Below are 14,358 nucleotides of genomic sequence, written 5' to 3' on the forward strand. Positions count from 1 at the left end.
CTTGATCAGGCGGAGCGCTGGTCGACCGGGCGCAAGGTACCGGCGCCGCTCATCGACCGCGGACCGCGGCCCAGCGCGACGGTGCCGGACTGGGCCATCTCCTTGATGCCCAGCGGGGCGAGGACGGCGATCAGCGCCTGCAGCTTGTCCGGCGTCCCGGTGGCCTCGAGGGTCACCGTGTCGACGTTGACGTCGATGACCCGGGCGCGGAAGAGCTCGGCGGTCTGCAGCACCTGGTGCCGGTCGGCCAGCGGGGCGCGGACCTTGACCAGCAGCAGCTCGCGCTGCACCGCGGCCCCGCCGTCCAGCTCGACGATCTTGATGACCTCGATCAGCTTGTTCAGCTGCTTGGTGATCTGCTCCAGCGGCTGGGACTCCGCGTCGGCGACGATCGTCATCCGGGAGAGGTCGGGGTTCTCGGTCGGCCCGACGGCCAGCGACTCGATGTTGAACCCGCGCCGGCTGAACAGCGCCGACACCCGGGCCAGCACACCGGACTTGTTCTCGACCAGGACGGACAAGGTGTGCCGTGTCATGAGCGGGGTCCTTCTTCCTGGATGCGGTCCGGCCCCGTCTCAGGGGCCCGCCGCGAGCGGAGCGAGTGGTGGGGGGAGACGGGGTCCTTCATCAGACTTGCCCTTCTCCGAAGACCGGGCGCACGTCGCGCGCGGCGAGGATCGCGTCGTTGCTCGCCCCGGCGGCCACCATCGGCCACACCTGGGCGTCCGAGCCGACGACGAAGTCGATGACGACGGGGGCGTCGTTGATCGCCATCGCCTTCTCGATCACCGCGTCGACGTCGTCCCTGGTCTCGCAGCGCAGCCCGACGCAGCCCAGCGCCTCGGCCAGGGTGACGAAGTCGGGGATGCGCACCGGCTTGCCCTGCCCGGGCCCGGCACCGTGCGTGTTGAGGTGGGTGTTGGAGTAGCGGCCCTCGTAGAAGAGGGTCTGCCACTGCCGGACCATGCCGAGGTTGCCGTTGTTGATCACGGCGACCTTGATCGGGATGCCCTCGATGGCGCAGGTGGCCAGCTCCTGGTTGGTCATCTGGAAGCAGCCGTCGCCGTCGATGGCCCACACCGTGGTGCCCGGCATGCCGTACTTGGCGCCCATCGCCGCGGGGACGGCGTAGCCCATCGTGCCCAGCCCGCCGCTGTTGAGCCAGGTGCCCGGCTTCTCGTACTTGATGAACTGCGCGGCCCACATCTGGTGCTGGCCGACGCCGGAGGCGTAGATCGCGTCCGGCCCGGCGATCGCGCCCAGCCGCTCGATGACGTACTGCGGCGACAGGGCGCCGTCCTCGGGCCAGTCGTAGCCCAGCGGGTAGCGCGCCCGCCAGTCCTCCAGCTGCTCCCACCAGGCGGTCAGGTCCGGCGTGCGGCCGGCCTGGTGCTCGGCCCGCAGCGCGGAGACCAGCTCGGCGATGGTCGCCTTGGCGTCGCCCACGATCGGGACGTCGGCCTTGCGGTTCTTGCCGATCTCGGCCGGGTCGATGTCGGCGTGGACCACCGCGGCGTGCGGCGCGAAGCTGGACAGCTCGCCGGTGACCCGGTCGTCGAAGCGGGCGCCGAGGGCGACCAGCAGGTCGGCCTTCTGCAGCGCGGTGACCGCGGTGACGTTGCCGTGCATCCCGGGCATGCCCAGGTTCAGCGGGTGGCTGTCGGGGAACGCGCCGCGGGCCATCAGCGTGGTGACCACCGGTGCGCCGGTGAGCTCGGCCAGCTGCGTCAGCTCCTCGCTGGCGCCGGCCTTGAGCACGCCGCCGCCGACGTAGAGCACCGGCTGGCGGGCCCCGGCGATCAGGGCCGCGGCCTCCCGCACCTGCTTGCCGTGCGGGCGGGTGGTCGGCTTGTAGCCGGGCAGGTCGATCCGCGGCGGCCAGGAGAAGTCGGTGGTCGCCTGCAGGACGTCCTTGGGGACGTCGACGAGCACCGGCCCGGGCCGGCCGGTGCTGGCCAGGTGGAAGGCCTCGGCGATGCGCTGCGGGATCTCGTCGGCCGAGGTGACCAGGAAGCTGTGCTTGGTGACCGGCATCGTGATGCCGCGGATGTCGGCCTCCTGGAAGGCGTCGGTCCCGATGAAGCCGGTCGACACCTGCCCGGTGATGGCGACGATCGGCACCGAGTCCATGTAGGCGTCGGCCAGCGGGGTGACCAGGTTCGTGGCCCCCGGGCCGGAGGTCGCCATGCAGACGCCGACCCGGCCGGTGGCCTGCGCGTACCCGGTGGCCGCGTGCCCGGCGCCCTGCTCGTGCCGGACCAGCACGTGCCGGATCCGGGAGTCGAACAGCGGGTCGTAGAGCGGGAGGATCGCCCCGCCGGGGATGCCGAAGGCGACCTCGACCCCGACGGCCTCGAGCGAGCGGACCAGGCTCTGCGCGCCGGTGATGCCGGTGGCCGGCTCGTGCGCCGCCTCCGCCATCGTCCGGGCGGTGGTCTCGACGCCGAGGGTCGCTGCGGCGGCGGCCTCGGTGGGCCCGGTGGGGGTGGCCGGCGCGGGGCCGGCTCCCGGCGCGGCGGTGCGGCCGGGGCTGCTGGTGGTGCTCATCTCGCTGATCTCCCTGGGCGCGGGGTGGGGTGCTGCGGCGGACGGCTGTCGCGGGTCCGGTGGGTCGGCCGGACGGCGCCCGGCCAACAAAAAACCCCTCGTGCCGATGGCACGGAGGGGTGGCGCGTCGGTCGGGGGGACCGGCGCGCTAGCGGATCGCTACGAGCAGACGAGTGCGGGGCACGGTCACACTGTGCGCCCCCCGAGCGGTCGGCGTCAACCGACCCGTACCACTGGTTGGGACGCGGTCACTCACCCACTGGGACGGCGACGACCCCGGGCGGCACCGCGGCGTCCAGCAGCCGCGGGTCGAAGGCGTCGATGAGCGCGCCCAGCTCGTCGGCGCCGGCCGGCCGCCCCAGCAGGAAGCCCTGCAGGAAGCGGCAGCCCAGCCCGGTGAGGGTGGCCAGTTGGCCGGTGGTCTCCACGCCCTCGGCGACGACGTCGATCGACAGCCGGCGGCCCAGCTCGATGACGCTGTGCACCAGGGCGGCGCCGCGCTCGTCGTCCTCGATCCCGGCCAGGAACTCCCGGTCCATCTTGAGCACGTCGACCGGCAGCCGGGCCAGGTAGGCGAAGGTCGAGTAGCCGCGGCCGAAGTCGTCGAGGGAGATGACGCAGCCCATGTCGTGCAGCGTCTGCAGGTCGCCGTCGGCCCGGTCGGGCTGGCCGATGAACAGCGACTCGGTGACCTCGAGCATCAACCGGTGCGGGGGCACGCCCGCCTTGGCCAGCGCTGCGGCGACGTCGGGCACCAGGCTCCCGGACTGCAGGTGCCGGACGCTGATGTTCACCCCCAGCTGCAGGTCCCGCCCCTGGGCCAGCTGGCCGGCCAGCTCGGCGGTGGCCTGCTCCAGCACCCAGCGCTGCAGCGGCACGATCAGCCCGTCGTCCTCGGCGAGCGGCACGAACTCCTCCGGCGACACCTCGCCCAGCACCGGGTGGTCCCAGCGGACCAGCGCCTCGATGCCGAGCACCCGGCGCTCCCGGGTGCCCACCACCGGTTGGTAGACCAGCCGCAGCTGCCCCCGGGACAGCGCGTCGGGCAGGTCGCGGGCCAGCCGGGTGCGGCGCACGGTGACGCTGTCGGCGGTCTCGCCGTGGCGGCGGACCCGACCCTTGCCGGCGGCCTTGGCCGCCCGCAGCGCCAGGTCGGCGTTGCGGATGGCGACCGGCACCTCCTCGGCCGGGTCCAGCCCGGTGACCCCGATGCTGCAGGAGACGTCGAAGACCAGGTCCGGGTCGGGCCCGGGGGTCGGCACGGAGCGGTGCACCCCGGCCAGCTCGGTGACGATCCGCTCGGCGAGCTGGGTCGCCTCGTCCAGCCCGGCCCGCACCACGACGGCGAACTCGTCGCCGCCCAGCCGGGCGACCAGGTCCCGGTCGCGCACGGTCGCCCGCAGCCGGTCGGCCACCTCGACCAGCAGCAGGTCGCCGGCCTCGTGCCCGGCGACGTCGTTGACCGCCTTGAAGCCGTCCAGGTCCAGCAGCAGCAGGCAGACCTGCTCGCCCTCGGTGGCGCGGCTGCGCGCCCTGTCGAGCGCCGCCATCAGCCGGGCCCGGTTGGGCAGCCCGGTCAGGTAGTCGGTGTAGGCCATCCGCTCGAGCTCGAGCTCGGTCCGCCGCCGGTCGTCGACGTCGCGCAGGTGGAGCACGAGGCCGGTCGTGCCGGCGGGCGGGGCGACCTCGGCGGTGGGCCCCAGCAGCGCCCCGGAGGCGACGACGCGCACGGTCTCGTAGACCGGCCACCGGCCGTCCCGGGCCCGCAGCCGGAAGGTCCGCCCGCGGCCCTGGTCGGGGTCCGAGCCGGCCGCCAGCGCCGCCACCAGCTCGGCCCGGTCGTCGGCGTGGACGAACTCGACCAGCCGCCGGCCCTCGAGCTCCCGCGCCGTCCAGCCGTGCGGGTGGTGCCCGGCGCCGGAGTCCCAGGTGATCCGGCCGTGCTGGTCGAGCACGATGGTGATGTCCGCGGCGCTGTGCACCAGGGTGCGGAAGTAGGCCTCGGTGCGCAGAACCTGCTTGGTGAGCCGGGCGCCGTCGGTGGCCCAGACGACGCTGCGCACGAACGTGAGCACCAGCAGCAGCGAGGCGGCGACCGCCTCGAAGGTGTCGATCGGCCGCCCGGCGATGCGCCCGGCCAGCAGCACGAGCACGACGCCGAAGGCCGCGCAGTAGCTGATCACCACGCCCAGCAGCGGGACGCCGCTGACGTCGTCGGGCTCGGTGGCCTGGCCGGGGTCCGCGGCGATGGCCAGCGTGCCGAAGGCGAGCATCGCCATCCACGCCGTCCCGGTGACGACGTCGGCGAGCGCCGAGGGGTCGACCGAGGCGACGGCGCCGCTCACGGTGACCACGCCCACCGAGGCGAAGCAGGCCAGCAGCCACCCCGCCGCACCCCGGCGGGCCTCGCCGACGCCGGCGAAGGTGAGCAGGCCGACCGTGCACAGCACCACGCCGAGGGCCGGGTAGCCCAGCACCATCAGGCCGTCGATCGAGCTCAGGCTCCGCCCCAGGACGGCGCCGAGCAGCACGTCGACCAGCACCGCCAGCGCGACCAGGGCCACCAGCGCGTCCAGCACGATGCGGGCGCTGATGCCCGTGGTGGCCGAGCGGATCAGCCGGGCGCAGCCGAGGAGGGCGAACGGGATCGCCGCCACCAGCGGCAGGTCCTGCAGGCCGGCGGAGGTGGCGTTGACCCCCACCCCGCGGACGGCGGCGATGCCCACCCCGAGCGTCAGCAGCGCGGCCAGCACCGCGAACGCGCGCCACGGTGCCGCGGACACCCGGTCCAGCCGGCGCTCGTGCCGGACGACCAGGACGCAGATCGCCAGCGAGGCGACGGCCAGGACCGCCGGGGCCAGGTGGGTGGAGGCGCGCGGCCACACCGTCTCGGCGACGCCGAGGCCGGCGGCGACGGCGGCCAGCAGGCCCAGCACCGCGGCCCGCGGCCAGGCGACGGCCGGCTCGGGGGTCCGGGCGGTCGCTGCGGGGGGTGCGGGCGGCGGGGTGGTGGTCACGACGTCCGTCCCTGGCCGACCAGGCCCGGCCACAGCAGGCCGTCGTGGGCGGCCAGCAGCTCGACCAGCCCGGCCAGGCCGACCGGGCGGGACAGCAGGAAGCCCTGCGCGTACCCGCAGCCGAGGCCGCTGAGCACGCCGAGCTGGCTGGCGGTCTCCACGCCCTCGGCGACCACGTCGACGTGCAGGGCGGTGCCCAGGGCCACGACGGCCTCGCACACCGCGCGGGTGTAGGGGTCGCGGTCGACGCGGGACAGCAGCGCGCGGTCCAGCTTGATGATGTCGACCGGCAGCCGGCCGAGCCCCGGCAGCGACGAGTTGCCGCGGCCGAAGTCGTCCAGCGCCAGGTGCACGCCCATCAGCCGCAGCGCGGTGACGTCGGCCACCACGTGCGCGCCGACCAGCGCCGACTCGTCGATCTCCACGACCAGCCGCTCCGGGGACAGCCCGCTCTCGCGCAGCGCCGAGGTGACGTCGCCGACCAGGGTGCCGGCGGTGAGGTACTGGCCGGACACGTTCACGCCCAGCCGCAGCTCCACGCCGTGCACGGGGAGGGCGGCCGCCGCGGCGGTCGCCGTGCGGAGCACCCAGCGCTGCAGCTCCACGACCAGGCCGGCGCGCTCGGCGACCGGCAGGAACTCGTCCGGTGGCACGTCGCCGTAGACCGGGTGCCGCCAGCGCAGCAGCGCCTCGACGCCGGTGACCCGGTGGTCGGCCAGCGCCACGATCGGCTGCCAGACCAGGCCCAGCTCGCCGCGCTCGCGGGCACCGACCAGGTCGCGGCGCAGCTGCTCGCGGCGGTCGCGGGCCGCGGTCAGCTCGGCGCGGTAGCGGCGCACCGAGCCGGCACCCGCCGCGCGGGCGTCGACCAGGGCCAGCTCGGCCCGGTCGACCACCTCGCGCTGGGTGAGCCCGGCGGGCAGCGGCGCCAGCCCGACGGCGGCGGTGAGGTCGACGATGCCGGCCTCGGTGGTGACTGGTGCCTCGATGACCGACAGGCAGCGGGCGGCGACCCGGTCGGGCTCGTCGCCGGTGCCGTGGGCCAGCACGCTGAACAGCTCGACGCCGATCCGGGCGACCTGGTCCTCGGCGCGCACGGTGGCGCGCAGCCGGCGGGCGACCTCCACCAGGGCGACGTCCACGACGTCCCGGCCGGCGTGGTCGTGGGCGTCACGGAGGCCCTGGACCTCGATCAGCAGCAGCGCGACGTCCTCGGGTGCGCCCTCGGCCGGGGCCGGTGCGGCGAGCTCGTCGAGCAGGCCGGAGAGCGCGAGCCGCTGGGCGGCCCGGTTGGGCAGCCCGGTGAGGGGGTCGGTGAAGGCGAGCGAGCTGAGCTCGTGCTCGCGGTCGAGCCGGGCGGTGACGTCGCGGCAGTGCAGCACCAGGGCGTGCACGTCGGCGTCGTCGCGCAGGTCGCTGACGCCGGCCTCCAGCACCCGCCAGGCACCGGTGGCGTCGCGCAGCCGGAAGTCGCACAGCCCGGTCGGCGCCGCCGGGGTCTGCGCCGCCGGGGTCTGCACCTGCGGGCTCGGTCCGGGCGCGGTCACGCCGGCCAGCCAGGCCCGCACCGCCTCGGCGTCCTCGGGGTGCACCGCCTCGGCGAGCCGCCGGCCGACCAGCGCGGGTGCGCCGGCCGGGGGCCGCAGGCTGGGCGCGGCCCAGGTGACCCGCAGCTCGCCGTCCAGGATGAGGACTGCGTCGCTGCTGGACCGGACCAGGGAGCGGAAGTAGGCCTCGCTGCGGCGCAGCCGGCCGCCGACGCGGGCCTCGTCGCGCGCCGCCACGGCGCGCTGGGCGGCGGTGAGGGCGAGGCAGCACAGCAGCGCGACCCCGGCGGCGTGGGACGGGTCGGCGCCGAGCAGCGGCGCACCCAGGTACACCCCGGCGGCCACCACCAGGACGACGTGCGGCAGCAGCTGGCCGGCCAGGCTCAGCCGGTCGGCGGTGCGGCTGGGGGCGGCGACGGCGTCGGCGCCCGGGTCGCGGTGCGCGGCCAGGCAGACCAGCAGCAGGGCGGACAGCTGGGCCCCGGTGACGCCGTTGGTCAGCAGCGGCAGCGCGAGCTCCTCGCCGGCGACGGCCAGCCCGTGGGCGCCGGCCCAGGTGCCGGCCGACAGCAGCAGCAGCGCGCCGCTGGCCCGGCGCGCGCCGGAGGACAGCGAGACGAGCACCAGCACCGCGGACAGGATCGCGGCGGTCAGCACGCAGGCCAGCTCGAGGACCTGGCGGTCCGGCGCGGTCAGCGGCTGGCCGTCGAGCGCGGGGCCGATGACCAGGACCTGCGCGAGCACCATCGCGGCGCTGAAGAAGAGAGCGGTCTCGGTGAGCAGCCGGGCGCCACCGGAGCGCAGCTGGGCACCGGTGGGCAGGGTGAGGACGGCGACCAGCGCGAGGGCGACCGCCGGCATCGGGACCAGCTGGTCCGTCGGGTCGAACAGGCCGGCGCGGGAGACGCCGTCCAGCAACCCGACGGCCGCGTTGCTGACCACGCCGAGGACGACGGCGACGGCGAGCAGCCGCCAGCCGCGCAGGCTGCGCCAGCCCCGCGCCCCGGGTGCGACCCGCCCGCCGTTGCGCCAGAGCACCACGACGGCGCCCAGCGCGGCGGCCAGCAGCAGCAGGTCGGCGACCAGCGGGGCGACACCGCCCGCAGCCCCGGTGGTCACCGGGACGGCGAGCAGCCACCCTCCCGGGACGCGCCTGCGCTGCTGCTGCACTCCAGGAAGGTCGGCGCCCGGAGGCGTCGGCACCAGTGCAGCAGGGGGCGCCTCACCCGTCCGGGCGAGGGCCGGACGGGTGGGGCGGTCAGTTGGTGATGGCCCCCTGGGCCGCGGAGCCGACCAGCTTGGCGTACTTGCCGAGCACGCCCCGGGTGTAGCGGGGGGCCGGGGGCGCCCAGCCCTCGCGCCGGCGGGCCAGCTCGTCGTCGTCCACCAGCAGGTCCATCGTGCGGGCCGCCAGGTCCAGCCGGATCCGGTCGCCGTCGCGGACGAAGGCGATCGGCCCGCCGTCGGTGGCCTCCGGCGCGACGTGCCCGACGCACAGCCCGGTGGTGCCCCCGGAGAACCGGCCGTCGGTCAGCAGCAGCACGTCCTTGCCCAGGCCGGCGCCCTTGATCGCGCCGGTGACGGCGAGCATCTCGCGCATGCCCGGGCCGCCCTTGGGGCCCTCGTAGCGGATGACCACCACGTCGCCGGCCTGCAGGGTGCCCTCGGTGACGGCGTCCATCGCGCCCTGCTCGCCGTCGAACACCCGCGCGGTGCCCTCGAAGACGTCGGCGTCGAAGCCGGCGGACTTCACCACCGCGCCCTCCGGCGCCAGCGAGCCGCGCAGGATGGTCAGCCCGCCGGTCTTGTGGATCGGGTCGTTCATGGCGTGCACGATCGTGCCGTCGAGGTCGGGCGGGGAGATCTCGGCCAGGTTCTCCGCCATCGTCTTGCCGGTCACGGTCAGCACGTCGCCGTGCAGCAGGCCGGCGTCCAGCAGCGCGCGCAGCACGACCGGCACGCCGCCGACGCGGTCGACGTCGGTCATCACGAAGCGGCCGAAGGGCTTGACGTCGGCCAGGTGCGGGGTGCGGTCGCCGATCCGGTTGAAGTCGTCGAGGTCGAGGTCGACGTCGGCCTCGTGCGCGATGGCCAGCAGGTGCAGGACGGCGTTGGTCGAGCCGCCGAGCGCCATGACGACGGTGATCGCGTTCTCGAACGCCTCCTTGGTCATGATCTGGCGCGCGGTGATGCCCTTGCGCAGCAGCTCGACCACGGCCTCCCCGGAGGCGATCGCGATGGCGTCCCGGCGGGCGTCGGGTGCCGGCGGCGCGGCGCTGCCCGGCAGCGCCATGCCCAGGGCCTCGGCGACGCTGGCCATCGTGTTCGCGGTGTACATGCCGCCGCAGGAGCCCATGCCCGGGCAGGCGGCCTTCTCGATGGCGGTCAGCTCGTCGCGGGTGATCTTCCCGGCGGCGCAGGCGCCGACGCCCTCGAAGACGTCGATCAGCGTGAGGTCCTTGTCGCCGAGCTTCCCCGGCAGCGTGGAGCCGGAGTAGACGAAGACGCTGGCCAGGTCCAGCCGGGCAGCGGCCATCAGCATGCCGGGCAGCGACTTGTCGCAGCCGGCCAGCAGCACCGACCCGTCCAGGCGCTCGGCGAACATGACGGTCTCGACCGAGTCGGCGATGACCTCGCGGGACACCAGCGACGCCCGCATGCCCTCGTGGCCCATGGAGATGCCGTCGGACACCGAGATCGTGCCGAACTCCAGCGGGTAGCCGCCGGCGGCGTGCACGCCCTCCTTGGCCCGCTTGGCGAGCCGGTCGAGGGAGAGGTTGCAGGGGGTGATCTCGTTCCAGGACGACGCCACGCCGATCTGCGGCTTCACCCAGTCGTCGTCGCCCATGCCGACGGCCCGCAGCATCGCCCGGGCGGGGGCCTTGGCGTCACCGTCGGTCACCTCGCGGCTGCGCGGCTTGACGTCGACGGTGCTGTTCTCGGTGGGGTGGTCTTCCACGGTCGTCACGACCGGTGATGGTATGCCGGGCGCGGCGGTGGTCGCCGCGGGTCCAGCGGCCGGGGAGGTCGTCGTCATGGCGTGCTCCTGATCAGTGACGGGCCGGGGCACCGGCCGGTGAGGGTGGGCCGGGGGTCGACTGCTCCGGACCCGGCGCACCCCGGTCTCTCCACCGCGGCGGCGCGGCCGGGTCAGCCTGCGGGCCGGTCGTCGGCAGCACAAGGAGAGGCTCGGTGCTGGTACTGGCACCACTACCCTGGCGGTCATGGCGGGATCGGCGTGACCAGCTCTGCGCGGAGCGAGCTGGCCGCCTTCCTGCGCTCCCGCCGCCGGCAGGTCGAGCCCGGCTCGGTCGGCCTCCCCGGGCACGGCACCCGGCGCTCACCGGGCCTGCGGCGGGAAGAGGTGGCGCTGCTGGCCGGGGTCAGCCACACCTGGTACACGTGGCTGGAGCAGGGCCGCGACATCTCGCCGTCCCGGCAGGTCGTCGACGCCGTCGCCCGCACGCTGCAGCTCTCGCCGGCCGAGCACCAGTACGTGCTCCGGCTGGCCGGGCACGGCGCCGGGGCACCGGCGGACGCCGACGCGGTGGAACTGCCGGCGCACGCCCAGCGGCTGCTGGACGCCCTCGGCCCCTCCCCCGCGTTCGTCACCACCCACAGCTGGTCGATCCTCGGCTGGAACGCCGCCTACGAGCGGCTGTACCCCGGGGTGGCCACGGCGCCGGAAGGGGCGCGGAACCTGCTGTGGGTGGTGTTCACCGACCCCGCCGTGCGGAGTCTGCTCGGCGACTGGGCCACCGACAGCCGGCGCTTCCTCACCCAGTTCCGGGCCGAGGTGGGCAACCGGGTGCACGACCCGGCCGTCGTCGACCTCGTCACCAGGCTGCAGGCGGCCAGCGAGCACTTCCGCGCCGGCTGGGCCAGCCACGACGTCGACTCGTTCAGCTCCAGCGAGCGCCGCTTCGAGCACCCACGGGTGGGCAGCCTGCTGCTGGAGCACCACCAGCTCACCCTGTCCGACTCCCCCGACCTGCACCTGGTCGTCTACACCGCGGCGCACGGCACCGAGAGCGCTGCCCGGCTGGCCCGGCTGAGCAGCGGCTGACCGTCCCCGGCCGCCGCGCGGGCCGGGTCTGGGACCATCGCTGCGTGGCAGTCGCTCGGATGCGGATGAGCCGGACCGCGTTGCTCCCCGTCCTCTTCCTCTGCTTCTGCGTGCTGCCGCTGGCCGCCGCGACCCCGTGGCTGCTCCTGCTGCTGGCCGTGCCCGCGACGCTGGCCGCCTGGGTGGTCCGGGTCGGGGTGGACGTCGGCGACGACGGGATGACCGTCCGGTCGCTGGCCGGCGAGCGCACGGTGGGCTGGCCGGAGCTGGCCGGCATCCGGGTCGGCCCGCGGGGTGACCTGTGGCTGGTCACCACCGCCGACACCGAGGTGCGGCTGCCGGTGCTGCGTGCCCGGGACCTCCCCCGCCTCTCCGCCCTCTCCGGCGGCCGCATCCCCGCGCCCTGACGGAGGACCCCGTCCTCCTCGGGACGGGGGCGTCAGTACTCGGCCACGACGTTCTGCAGCGGTTCGCCGGACAGCACCCGCTGCAGCTGCTCGGTGACGGCGGCGGCGGCCCGGGCGTTGGTGTCGGGCACGGCCCCGGCCACGTGCGGGGTGAGCAGCAGCCCGGGCGCCGACCACAGCGGGTGGCCCTCCGGGAGCGGCTCGGGCTCGGTGACGTCGACGGCGGCGCGCAGCCGGCCGGCGGTGAGCTCGGCGAGCAGCGCGTCGGTGTCGACGACCACCCCGCGGGCGGCGTTGACCAGCAGCGCGCCGTCCGGCATGGCCGCGAGGAAGGCGGCGTCGACCATGCCGGTGGTCTGCGGGGTGACCGGCACGATGAGCACGACCACGTCGGCGTGCGGCAGCAGCTCCGGCAGCTCCTCGAAGGCGTGCACGCCCTCCCGCGCGGTCCGGGCCACCCAGGTGAGCTCCACGTCGAAGCCGCCCAGCATCCGGCCGATGGTGCGCCCGATGTCACCGGCGCCGACCATCAGCACCCGCGCCCCGACCACCGAGTGCTCGGTGCCCGGCGACCACCGGCCGGCGTCCTGCTCGCGGGTGAAGTGCGGGATGCCGCGCTGCGCGGCGAGCATCGCCGTCACCGTCCACTCGGCGGTGGCCGGCGTGTGGGCGCCGCGGGCGTTGCAGAGCGTGACCCGGTCCGGCAGCCGGCCGGTGAACTTCTCCGCACCGGCGCTGAGCAGCTGGACCAGCTGCAGCCGGGGCAGCGCATCGAGCACCTCGGGCGCGATGTCGTCGCCGCCGCGCGGCACCATCACCTGCGCCTGCGCGGCCTCGCCGGTCGGCACGCCCTCGGCCGGGTCGAAGCGGTGCGCCCGCACCCGCGGGGACAGCGCCTCCACCGCCTCGGCGAGGGCCCGGGAGGGCACGAGGACGTGCAGCGTCTCGTCGGGACCGAGCGGCAGGACGGGTGCGGCGGGGGTGTCTGGCACGGGTCCCGACCCTAGGCCGGGCGCCCGGGGGCGCGCAGCGCGGGCCGCGGTGCTCCCTCCGCCGGCCGCCGTACTGTTGCGGGCGTGGCACGGCGGAGGGCACCCGGCGCGCGGCGGCTGGCCGCGGTGACGCTGGGCTGCCTGCTGCTCTCCGGCTGCGGCGGCGGCTACGTGCCCTCCGGCCCGTTCCGCGAGGTGCCGCAGGGCGAGCCGCCGCAGGTCGCCCCGCCGGCGCCGAGCGGTCCGGTGCCCGCACCGGCCGACCCGTCCACCCCCGGCACGGACGACCAGCAGGACGGCGACCCGAACGTGGTGGCCACCGGGCTGTCGGTGCCGACCGGTCTGGTGGTGCTGCCCGACGGGACGGCGGTCGTCGGGGAGCGCGACACCGGCCGGCTGCTGCAGGTCTTTCCCGACCGCTCCCCCGCCCGCGAGGTCATGACGGTCCCTGGGGTCGACGCCACCGGGGACGGCGGCCTGCTGGGCATGGCGCTGTCGCCGACGTTCACCGAGGACCAGCTGGTCTACGCCTACCTCACCACCGCCACCGACAACCGGGTGGTCCGCTTCCCGCTCGGCGGGACGCCGAACCCGGTGCTCACCGGGATCCCCCGTGGCGAGGTGGGCAACGGCGGCGGCCTGCTGTTCGGGCTGGACGGCACCCTCTACGTCGGCACCGGCGACACCGGGGACCCGGCGCTGGCCGCCGACCCCGCGTCGCTGGCGGGCAAGGTGCTCGCCGTCGACGTGTTCGGCCAGCCGGTCGGGAACACCCCGGTGTTCAGCCGCGGCCACCGCGACGTCACCGCCCTCTGCCAGGGCGCCGAGCAGGTCTACGCCACCGACGAGGGCACGACCGGCCCGGACGTGCTGGACGCGCTGACCACCGGCGGGGACGTCGGCCCGGACGGCGCCGACCCGGTGCTGGAGGTGCCGGCCGACGAGGGCGGCCTGGGCGGGTGCGCCGTCTCGGGCCCGTACGTCTTCCTGGGCGCGATGGACGGCCGGCAGGTGCAGGTCGTGGAGCTCGACGGCCGGGGCGTGCCGGTCGGCGAGCCGGAGTCGTTCCTGGCCGACGAGTACGGGCGGCTGCGCACGGTCGTGCTGGACCCGCGGGGCGCGCTGTGGATCACCACGTCCAACCGCGACGGCATCGGCACGCCCGAGGCCGACGACGACCGCGTGCTGCGGGTCGTCCCCCCGGCGTCGGGCTCGGACTCCCCGCTCTGACGCCTACCGGGTGAACCGGTGGACGACGTGGTCGGGCGGGTCGACCGGGTTGTCCGGCTCCAGCTCGCCCGCGGCGTACCAGGTCGCCCCGGCCCGGACCAGGGCCCGCCAGGAGGCCTCGTTGCCCAGCGCGACCGGCACGAGCACGTCGGCGGCGTCCGGGTGGTCGGCGAACCCGCGGGCCACCGCCGCCGCGATCAGCGCCGTCCCGAGCCCCCGGCCGCGGGCCGACGGCTCGCCGACCAGGTAGTCGATGCTCAACGACCCCGGCGGCACCGGGCACACCGGCGCCAGCTCCGCGACGTACTCCGGGTAGTCCTCGATCCGGTAGACCTGGACCAGCCCGAACGGCCGGCCGTCGTGCACCCCCAGGTACAGGGCGGTCGGGTCGTCGCCGTCCAGGCTGGGGCCGAAGTCGCGCTCGACCGCCTCGGGCGAGCTGTCGTGGTGCCACCACCGGGCCACCAGCGGCTCGGCCAGCCACCGGCCGACCAGCGGGAGGTCCGCCCGCCGCAGCGGGCGGAGCTCCACCTCCAGCAGGTCCACGCGGTC

Annotated in this window: 10 protein-coding genes; 3 read left to right on the top strand and 7 right to left on the bottom strand. The window is 75.6% G+C overall.

All coding sequences use genetic code 11. From position 1 onward, the window contains the following. Positions 1-5: 5 nt before the first annotated feature. The 5 genes from ilvN to ilvD form a co-directional block, all read right to left on the bottom strand. Entirely contained in the window at positions 6-536 is a 531-nt protein-coding gene (gene ilvN / locus HL054_RS14835) for an acetolactate synthase small subunit (RefSeq protein WP_369139777.1), read from the bottom strand. Positions 537-627: 91 nt separating this feature from the next. Continuing rightward, positions 628-2,547, bottom strand: a complete 1,920-nt coding sequence (locus HL054_RS14840) for an acetolactate synthase large subunit (protein WP_369139778.1) — start codon at positions 2,545-2,547, stop codon at positions 628-630. 248 nt (positions 2,548-2,795) lie between these two features. After that, positions 2,796-5,564 carry a putative bifunctional diguanylate cyclase/phosphodiesterase gene (locus tag HL054_RS14845; protein ID WP_369139779.1) on the bottom strand — a complete coding sequence of 923 codons (2,769 nt, stop codon included), beginning with the start codon at positions 5,562-5,564 and terminating at the stop codon, positions 2,796-2,798. Then, positions 5,561-8,281 (bottom strand): putative bifunctional diguanylate cyclase/phosphodiesterase, encoded by a 2,721-nt coding sequence (locus HL054_RS14850; RefSeq protein ID WP_369139780.1) that lies wholly within the window; start codon positions 8,279-8,281, stop codon positions 5,561-5,563. Before HL054_RS14850 ends, HL054_RS14845 begins: the two co-directional genes overlap by 4 nt. Positions 8,282-8,369: 88 nt before the next feature. Continuing rightward, on the bottom strand, positions 8,370-10,079 hold the full coding sequence (ilvD, locus tag HL054_RS14855) for a dihydroxy-acid dehydratase (RefSeq protein ID WP_369139781.1): 1,710 nt from the start codon (positions 10,077-10,079) through the stop codon (positions 8,370-8,372). Positions 10,080-10,349: 270 nt separating this feature from the next. On the opposite strand from ilvD, the gene HL054_RS14860 reads away from it, so the two are divergent. Both HL054_RS14860 and HL054_RS14865 read left to right on the top strand, forming a co-directional pair. Next, complete coding sequence (locus HL054_RS14860; protein ID WP_369139782.1) at positions 10,350-11,177, top strand: helix-turn-helix transcriptional regulator; 828 nt, start codon at positions 10,350-10,352, stop codon at positions 11,175-11,177. A gap of 44 nt (positions 11,178-11,221) precedes the next feature. Next, positions 11,222-11,584: a PH domain-containing protein gene (locus HL054_RS14865; RefSeq protein ID WP_369139783.1), complete on the top strand. Its 363-nt coding sequence runs from the start codon at positions 11,222-11,224 to the stop codon at positions 11,582-11,584. A 32-nt stretch (positions 11,585-11,616) separates the two neighbouring features. Here HL054_RS14865 and HL054_RS14870 read toward each other — a convergent pair whose 3' ends face one another. Then, positions 11,617-12,576, bottom strand: a complete 960-nt coding sequence (locus HL054_RS14870; protein WP_369139784.1) for a 2-hydroxyacid dehydrogenase — start codon at positions 12,574-12,576, stop codon at positions 11,617-11,619. An 84-nt stretch (positions 12,577-12,660) separates the two neighbouring features. Here HL054_RS14870 and HL054_RS14875 point away from each other — a divergent pair, with 84 nt between their 5' ends. Beyond that, a complete protein-coding gene (locus HL054_RS14875) occupies positions 12,661-13,806 on the top strand; it encodes a PQQ-dependent sugar dehydrogenase (RefSeq protein ID WP_369139785.1) in 1,146 nt (381 codons plus the stop codon). 3 nt (positions 13,807-13,809) lie between these two features. Here HL054_RS14875 and HL054_RS14880 read toward each other — a convergent pair whose 3' ends face one another. Continuing rightward, the gene (locus tag HL054_RS14880; protein ID WP_369139786.1) at positions 13,810-14,352 is read right to left on the bottom strand and encodes a GNAT family N-acetyltransferase; all 543 of its coding nucleotides are present in this window, start codon (positions 14,350-14,352) and stop codon (positions 13,810-13,812) included. Positions 14,353-14,358: the final 6 nt, after the last annotated feature.

This window comes from Modestobacter versicolor (assembly GCF_041028285.1).
GTDB lineage: Bacteria > Actinomycetota > Actinomycetes > Mycobacteriales > Geodermatophilaceae > Modestobacter > Modestobacter versicolor_A.

Bases quoted from the DNA above. Each gene is read 5' to 3' on its own strand.
- ilvN (WP_369139777.1), bottom strand. From the start codon at position 536: ATGACACGGCACACCTTGTCCGTCCTGGTCGAGAACAAGTCCGGTGTG.
- HL054_RS14840 (WP_369139778.1), bottom strand. From the start codon at position 2,547: ATGAGCACCACCAGCAGCCCCGGCCGCACCGCCGCGCCGGGAGCCGGC.